At 69.9% G+C, this 14,157-nt stretch carries 8 protein-coding genes; 5 read left to right on the forward strand and 3 right to left on the reverse strand.

Annotated elements, in window-relative coordinates; all coding sequences use genetic code 11:
- Positions 1–42: 42 nt before the first annotated feature.
- Together guaB and ACLQ23_RS15520 are read left to right on the forward strand one after the other, a co-directional pair.
- Entirely contained in the window at positions 43–1,605 is a 1,563-nt protein-coding gene (gene guaB, locus ACLQ23_RS15515; protein ID WP_355590635.1) for an IMP dehydrogenase, read from the forward strand.
- Between the two features lie 30 nt (positions 1,606–1,635).
- The gene (locus ACLQ23_RS15520; protein ID WP_355590638.1) at positions 1,636–2,754 is read left to right on the forward strand and encodes a GuaB3 family IMP dehydrogenase-related protein; all 1,119 of its coding nucleotides are present in this window, start codon (positions 1,636–1,638) and stop codon (positions 2,752–2,754) included.
- Between the two features lie 69 nt (positions 2,755–2,823).
- Here the strand turns inward: ACLQ23_RS15520 and ACLQ23_RS15525 are convergent, their stop codons facing one another.
- Positions 2,824–6,138 (reverse strand): ThuA domain-containing protein, encoded by a 3,315-nt coding sequence (locus tag ACLQ23_RS15525; protein ID WP_425734835.1) that lies wholly within the window; start codon positions 6,136–6,138, stop codon positions 2,824–2,826.
- A gap of 216 nt (positions 6,139–6,354) precedes the next feature.
- Positions 6,355–7,488: a sugar phosphate isomerase/epimerase family protein gene (locus ACLQ23_RS15530; protein ID WP_355590644.1), complete on the reverse strand. Its 1,134-nt coding sequence runs from the start codon at positions 7,486–7,488 to the stop codon at positions 6,355–6,357.
- A 398-nt stretch (positions 7,489–7,886) separates the two neighbouring features.
- Between ACLQ23_RS15530 and ACLQ23_RS15535 the strand changes: the two genes are divergently transcribed.
- Together ACLQ23_RS15535 and ACLQ23_RS15540 are read left to right on the forward strand one after the other, a co-directional pair.
- Positions 7,887–9,308, forward strand: a complete 1,422-nt coding sequence (locus ACLQ23_RS15535) for a M1 family metallopeptidase (RefSeq protein ID WP_425880754.1) — start codon at positions 7,887–7,889, stop codon at positions 9,306–9,308.
- A gap of 105 nt (positions 9,309–9,413) precedes the next feature.
- Entirely contained in the window at positions 9,414–10,874 is a 1,461-nt protein-coding gene (locus ACLQ23_RS15540; protein ID WP_355629010.1) for a M1 family metallopeptidase, read from the forward strand.
- Between the two features lie 121 nt (positions 10,875–10,995).
- Here ACLQ23_RS15540 and ACLQ23_RS15545 read toward each other — a convergent pair whose 3' ends face one another.
- Entirely contained in the window at positions 10,996–12,117 is a 1,122-nt protein-coding gene (locus ACLQ23_RS15545; protein ID WP_355629007.1) for an LCP family protein, read from the reverse strand.
- A gap of 142 nt (positions 12,118–12,259) precedes the next feature.
- Between ACLQ23_RS15545 and ACLQ23_RS15550 the strand changes: the two genes are divergently transcribed.
- Entirely contained in the window at positions 12,260–13,957 is a 1,698-nt protein-coding gene (locus ACLQ23_RS15550) for an FAD-dependent oxidoreductase (RefSeq protein WP_425880755.1), read from the forward strand.
- Positions 13,958–14,157: the final 200 nt, after the last annotated feature.

Below are 14,157 nucleotides of genomic sequence, written 5' to 3' on the forward strand. Positions count from 1 at the left end.
CCACCTCGCTGAAGCCCATCCGAGCAGCTCAGGGGAGCAATCGTGGAAATTTCGCCCAGCACCGATCTTCCGGCCGGCGTCGAACACGCCGACCTGGGCGGCCACCTGCCCGAGTTGCCGGCAGGGTCGGCGCGGGTAGTTCCGCTCGGGCTCACCTTCGACGACGTGTTGTTGCAGCCGGGCGAGTCGGATGTCGTGCCCAGCCGGGTCAACACCCGTACGAAGCTCACCCGCAACATCGAGTTGACCATTCCGCTGCTGTCGAGTGCCATGGACACCGTCACCGAGGCGCGGATGGCGATCGCCATGGCCCGTCAGGGCGGCATCGGCGTGCTGCACCGCAATCTGTCCGTTGACGACCAGGCGCTCCAGGTCGACCTGGTCAAGCGCTCCGAGTCCGGCATGATCACCAACCCGGTGACGGCAAGCCCGGACGACACACTGCGCGAGGTCGACGAGCTGTGCGGCCGGTACCGGATCTCCGGTGTGCCGGTGGTCGACGGCGACGGGCAGTTGGTAGGCATCGTCACCAACCGCGACATGCGCTTCGTGTCCGAGCCGAGCACCCCGGTCCACGAGATCATGACCCGTACCCCGCTGATCACCGCCCGGGTCGGCGTGAGCAAGGACGACGCGTTGGCGCTGCTGCGTCAGCACAAGGTCGAGAAGCTGCCGATCGTCGACGAGTCGGGCCGGCTGCGCGGGCTGATCACCGTGAAGGACTTCACCAAGAGCGAGCAGTACCCGGAGAGCACCAAGGACGCCGCCGGACGGCTCCGGGTGGCCGCCGCGATCGGTGTCGGCGAGGACTCCTACAAGCGGGCGCGCACGCTTGTCGACGCGGGCGTGGACGTGCTGATCGTGGACACCGCGCACGGGCACCAGCGGGCTGTGCTGGACATGGTCCGCCGGCTCAAGAAGGACGTGAGCGTCGACGTCGTGGGCGGCAACGTGGCGACGTACGCCGGCGCGAAGGCGCTCGTCGATGCCGGCGCCGACGGGGTCAAGGTGGGCGTCGGCCCGGGTGCGATCTGCACCACCCGGATCGTCGCCGGGGTCGGCGTTCCGCAGATCACCGCGATCATGGAGGCGGCCCGCGCCGCCCGGCCGGCCGGTGTGCCGGTGATCGGCGACGGCGGCATCCAGTATTCGGGTGACATCGCCAAGGCCCTTGTGGCCGGTGCCGACACTGTGATGCTCGGCAGCCTGCTGGCCGGCTGCGAGGAGAGCCCCGGCGAGCTGATCTTCGTCAACGGCAAGCAGTTCAAGACGTACCGGGGGATGGGCTCGCTCGGCGCGATGCAGTCCCGTGGCCAGGCCAAGTCGTACTCGAAGGACCGCTACTTCCAGCAGGACGTGCTCAGCGACGACAAGCTGGTACCCGAGGGCGTCGAGGGCCAGGTGCCCTACCGGGGGCCGCTGTCGCGGGTGGCCCACCAGCTCGTCGGTGGGCTGCGACTGGCGATGGGATACGCCGGCGCGGAGAACATCCCCGACCTGCACCACCGTGGCCAGCTCATCCGGATCACCGCGGCCGGTCTCAAGGAGAGCCACCCGCACGACATCCAGATGACCGTCGAGGCGCCCAACTACCACACCCGCTGACCCACCACCCCCAACCACCTGGAGTCCCCCATGCGTGACGTGGTCGAGATCGGGCTGGGCAAGACCGCGCAGCGCGGCTACCACCTGGACGACATCGCCATCGTGCCGAGCCGCCGGACCAGGGACGTCGACGACGTCTCCACGGCCTGGCAGCTCGACGCGTACCCGTTCGGTATTCCCTGCGTCGGGCACCCGTCCGACGCCACGATGAGCCCGGCGTCGGCGGTGCGGCTGGGTCAGCTCGGCGGCCTCGGCGTGCTCAACGTCGAGGGGCTGTGGACCCGCTACGAGAACCCGACGAAGGTGCTTGATGAGTTGGCAGGCCTCGACGAGGACGCCCGCGCCACCAAGCGGCTCCAGGAGGTGTACGCCGAGCCGATCCGCCCGGACCTGATCGCCGAGCGGGTCCGTGAGCTGCGGGCCGGCGGCGGCACCGTGGCGGTGCGGGTGTCCCCGCAGCACACCCTGGCGCTGGCGCCGGTGATCCTGGATGCCGGGGTTGACATCCTGGTCATCCAGGGCACCATCGTCTCGGCCGAGCACGTGTCGACTACCGACGAGCCCCTGAACCTCAAGGAGTTCATCGCCGACCTCGACCTGCCGGTGATCGTCGGCGGCTGCACCGACTACAAGACGGCGCTGCACCTGATGCGCACCGGCGCGGCCGGCGTGATCGTCGGCATCGGCGGCGACGAGTGGTCGACCACCGAGTCGGTGCTGGGCATCCGGGTGCCGATGGCCACCGCGATCGCCGACGCCGCGGCGGCCCGCCGGGACTACCTCGACGAGACCGGCGGCCGGTACGTGCACCTGATCGCCGACGGCGACATCCAGACCTCGGGCGACATCGCCAAGGCGCTCGGCTGCGGCGCGGACGCGGTGATGCTCGGCGAGCCGCTGTCGCTCTGCGAGGAGGCGCCCGCCGGTGGTGCCTGGTGGCACTCGGCGGCGAGCCACCCGTCGCTGCCCCGGGGCGCGTTCGAGGTCTCCGGCGACCCGCTCGGGTCGATGGAGCAGTTGCTGTTCGGCCCGGCCGACGAGGCCGACGGCCAGCTCAACCTGTTCGGCGGGCTGCGCCGGGCGATGGCCAAGTGCGGCTACCGCGACCTCAAGGAGTTCCAGAAGGTGGGCCTGGTCCTCGACCGCTGACCTGCCCCCTGCATGCCGGAAGGCCGGCCCCGCCACGTTGCGGGGCCGGCCTCCGTCGTTCCCAGGGGGTCAGCCCACTGTGAATTCGACCCAGTTCAGGTTGCCCAGGCCGCTGGTCGGCCCGCCCGGTACGGCGGTGTAGACCAGGTAGAGCCGGTGCGCCCCGGCCGGCTGGTTCACCGGCACCGAGGTGCTGGTGAAGGCCGCGTTGCCGGTGGTCGCGTTCAACGTCGCAGTGGCGACGAGCGGGCCGGTCGGCGAGTCGAGCCGCAGCTCCACCGCCGCGCGGGGGGTGCCCGCTGTGGCGGCCGAGCCTCCGGAGTGCCGCAGCGTCACGCTGGACACCCCACCCAGGTTGATCGGGTCGAAGGCGATGTGGTCGCCCGGGTCGATCGAGCTGACGTGCTGACCGCCGCCGGTGTCACCGGTGTTGGCGATCGTGACGCCCTCCTTCACCTGGGCGTTCTCGGCCTGCTGGCGAGGCGTCTGGATGATCGCCTGGCCGACTGTGGTGAGCGGGGCCTGCCCGCCGCCGCCCAGGTCGGTGTAGGAGGCGCTGATCCCGCCGTACAGGTAGCCGCCGGCGTGGTCACCGCCGTCGGCGGGGGTGGCCAGGATGCCCGTGCAGCCGGTGGTGGAGCTGTCCGGGTGCCCGTGGCTGTCGTGGCCGAGGACGAACGTCACCGTCACCCGTGAGCAGTCCACCGGCCCGTCCTCCGGGTCGGTCACCGTGACCGTGAACGGCACCGTGTCACCCCAGTTGAAGAAGCTGCCGGACACCGGGGAGGTGACTGTCACTGTGGGCGCGGTGTTGCCGACCACGATCTCCCTGGTGAGTACGGCGGTCCTGCCGCTGGAGTCGGTCACCGTCAGCTTGGCGCTGTAGGTGCCGTTCGCCGTGTAGGTGAACGACGGGTTCGGGTCTGCCGAGTCGACGGTGCCGTCGTTCGTGAAGTCCCAGGCGTACGAGATGGACTCGCCCGGGTCCGGGTCGTAGCTGCCGGCCGAGGAGAACTGCACGGTCAGCGGCACGGTCCCGGAGGTTGGCGTGGCGTCGAGCTTCGCCACCGGCGACCGCTGGCCCTTGACGTACCGGATCACCGACAGTTGCGCGTCGGGGTTGGCCCGGAAGAAGCCGTCGCCGTACTCCAGCAGGTAGAGCGAGCCGTCCGGCCCGAACTCCATGTCCATCGGGTTGTCGAAGACGAAGCCCGGCAGGAACTGCTCCACGCCGGTCAGCTTGCCCTTGCCGTCGGTACGCATCATGAAGATCTTGTCGCGGGTGAACTCACCGAAGACCACAGCGTTCTGGTAGTACTCGGGGAACTTCACCTCGGAGGTCGACTTCGAGTCGTACGAGTAGATCGGGCCGCCCATGGGGCCGACGCCGCCGGTGCCGATCACCGGCCACTTGAAGTCGCAGGCGACCGGCGGGTTCTCCAGGTACGCCCCGGCGCACGGGGTACGGGCGTCGAACGTGTACCAGAACTGCGGCTGCTCGACCTTCGGCAGCACCCGCAGGCCGGTGTTGCGCGGCGAGTCGTTTACCGGGGCACCGCAGTTGAACGGTGCGCCGGAGGTCCGGGTGACGAAGTCGTAGTCGACATACGGCAGGCTCGGCGAATAGCAGTACGGCCAGCCGTAGTTGCCGGCCTTCTTTGTGGCGAACCAGCGGCCGGTGCCGTCCGGGCCCCGGGTGGCGCTGGGCACGCGGGAGTCCGGCGAGTAGTCACCGACGTAGACAGTGCCGTCGGCGCCCACGTCGTACCGGAACGGGTTGCGCAGCCCCATCAGGAAGATCTCCGGCCGGGTCTTGCCGGCCTGGTCCTTCGCCTCGTCGAAGAGGTTGCCCTTCGGGATTGAGTACGTGCCGTCGGACCGTACCTTGATCCGCAGCAGCTTGCCGCGCAGGTCGTTTGTGTTGCCCGACGAGCGCTGCGCGTCGTACCCGGGGCCCTGGGCCGGCGACTCGTTGATCGGGGTGTACCCGTCGGAGCCGCCGGCGTTGGTGTCGTCGCCGGTGACGAGGTAGAGCAGTCCCTTGGCGTCGAACTTGATCTCGCCGGCCACGTGGCAGCAGATGCCGCGGTCGGCCTCGACCCGGAGGATCTGCTGCTCGGTGCTCATGTCCAGGCGCGGGGTCGGGGTTTCCACGAGCTTGACCCGGGAGAGCTGGTTGTAGCCCTTGAACTTGTCCCACACCGTCGGGTCGTTCGACGTGGCGGGCGCGTCGCCCTCGTTGACGCCCGGGGTGCTCGGGTCGTCGACCGGGGTGTTGAGCTTCGGCGCGTAGTAGATGTAGACCCACTTGTTCTTCGCGAAGTCCGGATCGATCGCCACCGACTGGAGGCCGTCCTCGTCGTGCTGGTACACGTCGATGGTGGTGATCACCGGGCTGGCGCCGGTCGCCGGGTCGTAGAGGCGTACCTCGCCGCCACGGGTGTTGTGCAGCACCCGGCCGTCGGGGAGCACTGCCAGCGACATCGGCTCGCCCGGTTCGCCGTTGAGGGTGACCTTCTCGTAGTTGCCGAGCACCGTCGCGCCGCAGTCGCCCTCGATCACGCCGGCGGACCACTGGATGCCGCCGAGCAGGTGCTCACGGAACTTCGCCGAGCGGTACGTCTCGATGCTGTGCCCGAGGCCGGTGTAGAAGGAACGCCCGCCCTGGTAGTCCTTGCACCAGGTGATCGGGTGGTCGTACCCCATCGTGCCGCCGGTGTAGGTCTTCTCGTCGACAGTGGCCAGGACGTGCGAGGTGCCCCGGACGTTGCGGTCGAAGTTGTACCACTCCTCGGTGAGGGTGAGCGTGCGCGGCAGCGTCTCCGACGCCGGGTGGGCGCGGTCGGCGACGTCGACCACGCCACGGGTGACGGTCGAGGCGCTTGCCACCTTCGCGCCGACCAGGTCCTGGTAGAAGGTCCAGTCCGGTTCGGTCTCCGCTGCGGCGTGTACGCCGACGTAGCCGCCGCCGGCCTTCACGTACGCCTCGAAGGCTGCCTCCTGGCTGGCGTTGAGGACGTCACCGGTGGTGTTGAGGAAGACCACGGCCCGGTACTTCGCCAGCTCGGTGGGGGTGAACACTGCGGCGTCCCGGGTGACAGTGACAGTGAACTTGTTGGCCTTGGCCAGTTTCCGGATCGTGTCGACACCGTCGTTGATGGACGCCCGGCGCTCACCGGCGGTCTTCGTGAACACCAGGACCTGGTAGGTCTTCGGGGCGCGCTTGGGGGAGCGGAGCGCGGCGGGGCCGTTCTCCACGACGGCTGTACCGCTCGGGGGTGGGTCGGTTGGCGCCGCAGTGGCGGGTGCGGCGGAGATGAGGGGGACGGTCAGGATGAGCCCAGCGGCGACGGCGAACCATCGTCGTCCGGTCGGTCGGATCATCGTTCCTCCGGTGGTCGGCGGGCGCGCGGCATCCCCGGCCCGGTGGGGCCGGCCGCGCGACTGCGTGGGGGGATGGACCGTGCGCGTCCCGTCGCCGTACGGGAGCGCGAAGGTGATCGGGGACGGCGGTTGTCCGCGCCCGTCACCACCGCCGGCTCGACGGCCGGCGGAGTGTGGGCACGGCCGGCGTCGAGCGGACGCCGGCCGTGCGGGGTGTTACTTCTTCAGGTAGATCGTCAGGTCGGACATGTTGCGGTAGCTGAGCGCCGCGAGGTCGAGCGACTGTCCCCGGTTGGCGGTGCCGCCGGGAGCGGTGTCCATCTCCCAGTTGGCGTGGTGGAAGTCCCGCTCGCCGATGGTCTGGAAGAACTGCTGGAAGTTGATGTCGCCCTCGCCGAGGGGTGCCATCTGGTGACCGTTGGGCACGCTGGTGTCGCGGTCGCCGTCCTTCGCGTGGAACAGCGGGAACCGGGTGGTCCGGTCGGCCACGTTGAGGATCGGGTCGAACAGGTCGGTCACCTCACGCCCGGCCGGGTCGACGTACTTCTGGTGCTTGTAGCGGGCCACGTAGCCCCAGTAGATGTCGAACTCGAAGAAGACGTACTTCGGGTCGGTCTTGCCGAAGAAGTACTCCAGCCGCCGGACGCCCGACGAGCGGGTGGGGCGGCCCTGCGCGTCGAGCGGCCCGGAGTCGAGCAGGAAGCTGTACGCGACGTCGTGGTTGTGCGTGTAGAGCCGCATGCCCCGGGCGCGGGCCTGCCGGCCCAACTCGTTCCAGAGGTCGGCGGCGGCGTCCCAGTCGGCCTTGTAGGCGCTGTTGGTCGGGTCGCTGCCGGTGCCGATGTTCTTCATGCCGAGTTCCTCGGCGATGTCCAGCTGCTGCTGGAAGGTGGCCGCCTGGATCGAGGCGTGGGTGCCGTTGGCGACCAGGCCGTTGTCGTCGAGGATCTTGCGGATCTCGCGCGGGGTGATCTGCCGGCCGAGGATCGAGGTGTGCTGGGTGTAGCCAGCGAACTCGATTTCCTTGTAGCCGATCTCGGCGAGTCGGGCGAGGACGCGTTCGAAGCCGTACGGCACTCCGCTGTCGTCGGGCGCTGCGGTGATCCGGTCCCGGACGCTGTAGAGGATGATGCCGCGGTTCTTCTCCGGGATCAGCGGTTCGACCCGCAGCTTGCTCTTGTCCTTACCCTTGCCCTTGTCTTTGTCCTTGGGGTGGGCGAGGGCAGGGGAGCCGGTGGCGAGGACCGGCAGGCCGGCCGCGCCAAGTGCGGCGGCGACGCCTGCGGAGGCGGCGAGCAGGGACCGGCGGTTGATCCGGTTGGTCGGCGTGGCGTCGGTGTGGTCTGGCATGGTCCCACCTTTCGCGACGGCGTATGCCGTCGATAACGATCAGCAAGGGTGCGACGAGGGTCCGTCGCAGGGCGCCGCCGAGCGCCTTGTCCGCGTCTCCGGCGAGGCCGGGAGCCTGCGGTGTCGTGACATCGAAGGGGCAACTGCACGCCGCCGCCACGGCGTGTCGGTGTGGGACGCGACGTCCCGCTCCTGGACGCGATCGGCTGGGATGTTCCGAACGCGTTACATCTTGGGGTCAGACAGTAACGTCGGCGGTGGCCAAAAGAAAGTGTCAATGTGAGCTAACTTTTGCTTGTTTAAACGAAAGTAACTGACGATCGTCGATACACACCTCCGGCCCGGCCGTGCTGGCTACGCTCGTCGTGACCCGGGCGACCGGGCGAAAGGAGACGTGAATGGTCCTGACCGGACGGACGCCGCGCCGCCACCGGCTGGCCATAGTCACCGCGTTCACCTGTGCCGTCGCGCTCGGCGCCGCCGGATGTACGGGTGCAGACAACGACGGGTTCCGGCCCGGCGCCGCCGACGCCGGTGACCCGTACGTGCCCGGACGCGGCAACGGCGGCTACGACGTCACGCACTACGGCCTGGACGTCCGCTACGACCCGACGGCCGACCGGCTCACCGGCCGGGCCGCCATCACGGCCACCGCGACACAGGATCTGTCCCGGTTCAACCTGGACCTCGCCGGCCTGGACGTCGGCGCGGTCACCGTCGACCAGGCGCGGGCCGAGCACCGCCGCGACGCCAGCGAACTGGTGGTGACACCGCGCGACCGGCTGCCACGCGGCCGACAGTTCACTGTGGTCGTCGACTACCAGGGTGTGCCCAGTGCCGTCACCGACGGTGCGCTGGGCAGCGGCGGCTTCCTGCACACCGACGACGGCGCGATCGCGCTCGGTCAGCCCGACTCCGCAGCCACCTGGTTTCCGGTCAACGACCACCCGTCGGACAAGGCCAGCTACGACATCGCCGTGACCGTTCCAGACGGACTCGCCGCGCTCAGCAACGGCGTGCCCGGCCCGCGGAGCAGCGCCGACGGCTGGACCACCTGGCGCTGGTCGGAGCGCACCCCGATGGCCAGCTACCTGAGCACCCTCGTGATCGGCAACTACCGGGTGGTCGACGGCAACCACGCCGGACGGCCGATTGTCACCGCCGTCGCGGCGAGCCTCCCGGCGACCGGTGGCGCGGCAGGCTCGCTGGCCCGCACCGGCGAGATCGCGGACTTTCTGGCCAGCCGCTTCGGCCCGTACCCGTTCGACTCGTACGGGGGCATCGCCGTCGCGGACGACCGGATCTCCTACGCGCTGGAGACCCAGTCCCGGCCGGTCTACGGGCCCGCCTTCTTCACCGACGACAGGCCCAACCCGGGCGTTGTCACGCACGAGTTGGCCCACCAGTGGTTCGGCGACAGCGTCTCCCTCAGCAGGTGGGGCGACATCTGGCTCAACGAGGGTTTCGCCAGCTACGCCGAGTGGCTGTGGGAGGAGCACGACGGCGGCCGGACCGCGCAGCGCAACTTCGAACTCCAGTACGCGGTGACCGACTGGTCGCAGCCGTCGGTCGAGCCGGGCCGGGAACGGATGTTCGGCACCGCCGTCTACAAGCGCGGCGCGCTCGCCGTGCACGCGCTACGCCGGACCGTCGGTGACGACACGTTCTTCCGCATCCTGCGTACCTGGACCACCGAGCGGGCGGGAGGAAACGCCACCACCGCGGACTTCGTGGCGCTGGCCGAGCGGGTGTCGAACCGGCAGCTGCGGCCACTCCTGGACGCCTGGCTGGTCGGCGGCACGGCACCCACCCTGCCGTGACGGGCCTGTGATGCCCTGTCGATAGGCTGCCGCCTGCGATCGGCACGGGCACCGGTCACGCGCGGGCGGCGATGCCTCCGCGCTGCCATACGGGGAGGGTTCGCGATGCGGAAAACGCCGCGCAGGCTGCGGGTGGCCGCCGCACTGCTGGTAACCGGGGCGCTAGTGACATCGGGGTGCGACTCGACAGCGCCGGACACTGCGACACCGGCGCCGAGCACGTCCCCGAAGCCTTCGCGTGTGTTCACCGCCGGTGCCGCCGGAGTCGGCGACAGCTACTTCCCCACCTACGGCAACGGTGGCTACGACGTCGGGCAGTACACGATCAAGGTGCGCTACGACCCGGCAAAGGACCGGCTGACCGGCACCGCCACCGTGCAGGCCACAGCGACAGCCGACCTGTCGACGTTCAACCTCGACCTGGCCGGCCTGACCGTCTCAGAGGTCACGGTGGACGGCGCGCCGGCCACCCACAGCCGGGACAAGAACGAGCTGGTGATCAAGCCGGCTGCCGGCCTGATCAGCGGCAACGGGTTCGTCGCCGAGATCACGTACTCCGGCGTGCCGAAGCCACTGGAGAACGAGGCGCTCGGCAGCGGCGGCTTTCTGCACACCCCCGACGGCGCCATCGCGCTGGGCCAGCCCGAGTCGGCGAGCACCTGGTTCCCGGTCAACGACCACCCGTCCGACAAGGCAGCCTACGACATCGAGATCACCGTCCCGAAGGGCCTCACCGCGATCAGCAACGGCGTGCCGGGCGGCTCGACCACCACTGACGGCTGGACGACCTGGAAGTGGTCGGAGAAGTCGCCGATGGCCAGCTACCTGAGCACCGTGGTGATCGGCAAGTTCCGGATCACCACCGGCGAGCACAAGGGGCGGCCGGTCTACAGCGCGGTCACCACTACCGTGGCCAAGGGCGCCCCGGACGCGTCGATCGCGCAGACCGTCAAGGTGGCCGACTACCTGGAGAGCGTCTTCGGGCCGTACCCGGTCGACGCGTACGGCGGTGTGGTGGTCTCCGACAGCCGGATCTCCTACGCGCTGGAGACCCAGAGCCGCCCGGTCTACTCCGCAGGCTTCTTCAGGCGTGGCGAGAACACCGATGTGGTCGCCCACGAGTTGGCCCACCAGTGGTTCGGCAACAGTGTGGCGATTGCCAAGTGGGAGGACATCTGGCTCAACGAGGGCTTCGCGACGTACGCGGAATGGCTCTGGGCTGAGCACACCCGGCAGTCCACGGCCAAGCAGGCGTTCGAGGCCCGGTACGCAGGCGTGCCGGCCGAGGTGTGGAGGACGCCGCCGGGCCGGCCGGGGATGACGAAGCTGTTCAGCGAGTCGGTCTACCAGCGCGGAGGAATGACAGTGCACGCGCTGCGGGTGGCCGTCGGGGACAAGGCGTTCTTCGAGATCCTCAAGGCCTGGCTGGCCGAGAAGCGCAACGGCACCGCCACCACAGCGGAGTTCGTGGCCTTAGCCGAGCGCATCTCCAACAAGAAGCTCAAGCCCCTCTTCGACACCTGGCTCTACGGCACCCAGAAGCCCCCAACCCCCAAACCCCTCTAACCCCCCGTGCGCGCCCTTCCACCCCCGCGATCTTGCACTTTCTGCCAGGGCGAAAGGGGTGAATCACCACGCACCGGCGACCGCAAGTGCAAGATCGCGGGGAGGGTGGGGTGGGGTGGGGTTAGGTCTTTACCAGCAGGGTTGGGTGTTTTGTTAGGTAGGCGTCGGCTCGGCCGGCGCGGAGTTCGGTGAGGAACCCTCGGCCGGTCGCGGTGAGCTGCTCGCCGCGGTAGGCGCTGCCCCTGCCGACGCCCGAGCCGGGCAGGCCGACAAGCACGAACCGGTTCTCCGGCACCTTGCTGAGCGCGTACGCCAGGTCGACGATCTGGCGGCCACCAACGTAGATCAGGGTGTTTCCCAGCGCCTTGACCACCTGGTCGACGCGTTCCGGCTGCCGGGCCAGGTCCTCGGCGAGGATCTTGCGGGTCAGGGCACGGATCAACTGCTGCTGGTGGCGTTGCCGGGCGTAGTCCCCGCCCGTCATGTAGCGCTGCCGCGCGTAGTCCAGCGCCTGCCAGCCGTTGAGGTGCCGCTCGCCCTTCTCGTAGACCATCTGTGGCCCGGTGTAGCCGCCGGGCGCGCTCTGCCGGTGCTTGCCGTCCGGCCGGCGGTGCATCGACGCGACCCGCTGGTCGACGTAGATGTCCACCCCGCCCAGCGAGTCGACCAGCCGGTCGAACCCGGTGAAGGTGAGCACCGCGCCAGCGTCGATGCGCAGCCCGGTGTAGCCGCTGACGGTGCTGCGCAGCAGCTCGTACCCCTGGGCGGTGTTCGGCTGCTTCGGCTTGCCCGGCACCCGGCTGCCGTAGCTCATGGCGTGGGTGAGCTTGGTCCGGCCGCCCGGGTAGCCGGCCTTGGGGAACGCCGGGATGTCCACCACCAGGTCGCGGGGCAGGGAGAAGAGGTACGCCTTACCCAGCCCTTTCGGAACGTGCAGCACGAGTACGGCGTCGGAGTGCGGCTCCCAGCCGGGCACGCTGACCCGGGTGTCGACCCCGACCAGCAGCAGGTTCAGCGGGCCGGTGATGTCGGCGCCCGGCGGCGGGCCGGTGGGGCTCGGGGTGGGCGGGCTGGCCGGCGACGGGCTCGGCGAACCGGCCGCCGGTGCCGCGCGCTGTGGCGTGTCGTCTCCGGCCAGCCGGTTGACGACCACCGTCCCGGCCACGACAAGCGCCACGATCGCCAGGGCGGTCAACCCGAGTAACAACCACCGTCGGCGCGGTGCCATCGATCCCAGAACCATCTCTGCTTCCTTCCCCGTATCGGAACAACGCTCCGACGGGTGCTCCGGGTTGCGGCCGGAAGGCTCCGGGTCGGTCGGCCGGAGCATGATCGCGCGAAAACTGCCGCTAGCGCGAGCGCTACTCGCGAGTAATGATGCGTGTATGCGGTATGACGTGCTCGTCATCGGATCCGGGTTCGGTGGCAGCGTCACGGCGCTCCGCCTCGCCGAAAAGGGCTACACGGTCGGCGTGCTGGAGGCCGGCCGGCGCTTCGCCGACGACGAGTTCCCGCAGACGTCCTGGCGGTTCCGCAGGTTCCTGTGGGCGCCAAAGCTGGGCTGCTACGGCATCCAGCGGCTCACCCTGCTCCGCCCGGCCGAGCGGCGCTCCGGAAACGGGGTGCTGGTGCTCTCCGGTGCCGGTGTGGGCGGCGGGTCCCTGGTCTACGCGAACACCCTCTACGAGCCGCTGCCCGCGTTCTACACCGACCCGCAGTGGCGGGACATCACCGACTGGCGCGACGAGTTGGCCCGCCACTACGACCAGGCGAAACGAATGCTCGGCGTCACCACGTACCCCGTGGACACCGGCGCGGACCGTGCCATCCGGGCGGTGGCCGAGCGGATGGGGGTGGGAGACACCTTCCACGCCACCCCGGTGGGTGTGCACATCGGGCGCCCCGGCGAGCGGGCCTCCGACCCGTACTTCGGCGGCGTCGGCCCGGAGCGCACCGGATGTCTGCACTGCGGCTCGTGCCTGACCGGCTGCCGGCACGGGGCCAAGAACACGCTCGTGAAGAACTACCTGTGGCTCGCCGAGCGGCTGGGTGTCACAGTGCACCCACTGACAACTGTGACCGCCGTCAAACCGGCCGCCGGCGGTGGGTACGACGTGCACACCGTCCGCACCGGCGCCTGGGTGCGTCACCGCCGTCAGGTGATCCACGCCGACGAGGTGGTGTTCGCCGCCGGGGCGCTGGGCACCCAACGGCTGCTGCACGCGATGAGGGACGACGGCGTGCTGCCGAAGCTCTCGCCCCGCGTCGGCGAGCTGACCCGGACCAATTCGGAGGCGATCCTGGGCGCCTCGGTGGCCCGCCACCGGGCCCGGTCCGAAGGGCTGGACTTCACCGACGGGGTGGCGATCACCAGTTCGTTCCACCCCGACCCGCAGACCCACATCGAGCCGGTCCGTTACGGGCGCGGCTCCAACGCCATGGGGCTGCTCCAGTCGTTGCTTGTCGACGGCGGCCCGCACCGGGTCCGGCGCTGGCTGGGCAGTATCGCGCGGCAGCCGAGGCTGGCCGCCCGGATGCTGTCGGTGCGCGGCTGGTCGCAGCGGACGGTCATCGCCCTGGTGATGCAGTCGGTGGACAACTCGCTTACCACCCGCTGGCGGCGGGGCGTGTTCGGCCGCCGGCTGGTCACCGGCCCCGGCCACGGAACGCCGAACCCGACCTGGATCCCGGCTGGCAACACCGCCGCCCGGCTGCTCGCCGACGAGATCGGCGGTACGCCCGGCGGCTCGGTCACCGAGCCGTTCGACATTCCGGTGACCGCGCACATCCTGGGCGGGGCGGCGATCGGCGCCACCCCTGCCGACGGGGTGATCGACCCCTGGCACCGGGTGTACGGCCATCCAGGGCTGCACGTCGTCGACGGTGCCGCGGTCTCGGCCAACCTCGGGGTCAACCCGTCGCTGACGATCACCGCGCAGGCGGAGCGCGCGATGTCCTTCTGGCCCAACAAGGGCGACGAGGACCCCCGCCCGCCTCTCGGCACCCCGTACCGCAGGCTCCCGCCCGTACCCCCGAACAACCCGGCAGTCCCGCCAAACGCCCAAGGCGCGCTACGCCCCTAACCCCCACCCCACCCGGGAGCCCGAGCCCAAGCCCGACCGCATCGTCGATCATGGAGTTGTGGTGCCTCGCAAAAGGTGCATCTAGCCGCCATTTGCCCACCACAACTCCATGATCGACGTGGGCTGGCCCTCGGCTCGCGCGATCTTGCGGTTTTGGTCGGGCATGCGTGGCTTAGGAGGCGTTTGACCCGGGCGGCAAC

Origin of the sequence: Micromonospora sp. DT41, from assembly GCF_049841715.1 — a bacterium.
GTDB lineage: Bacteria > Actinomycetota > Actinomycetes > Mycobacteriales > Micromonosporaceae > Micromonospora > Micromonospora profundi.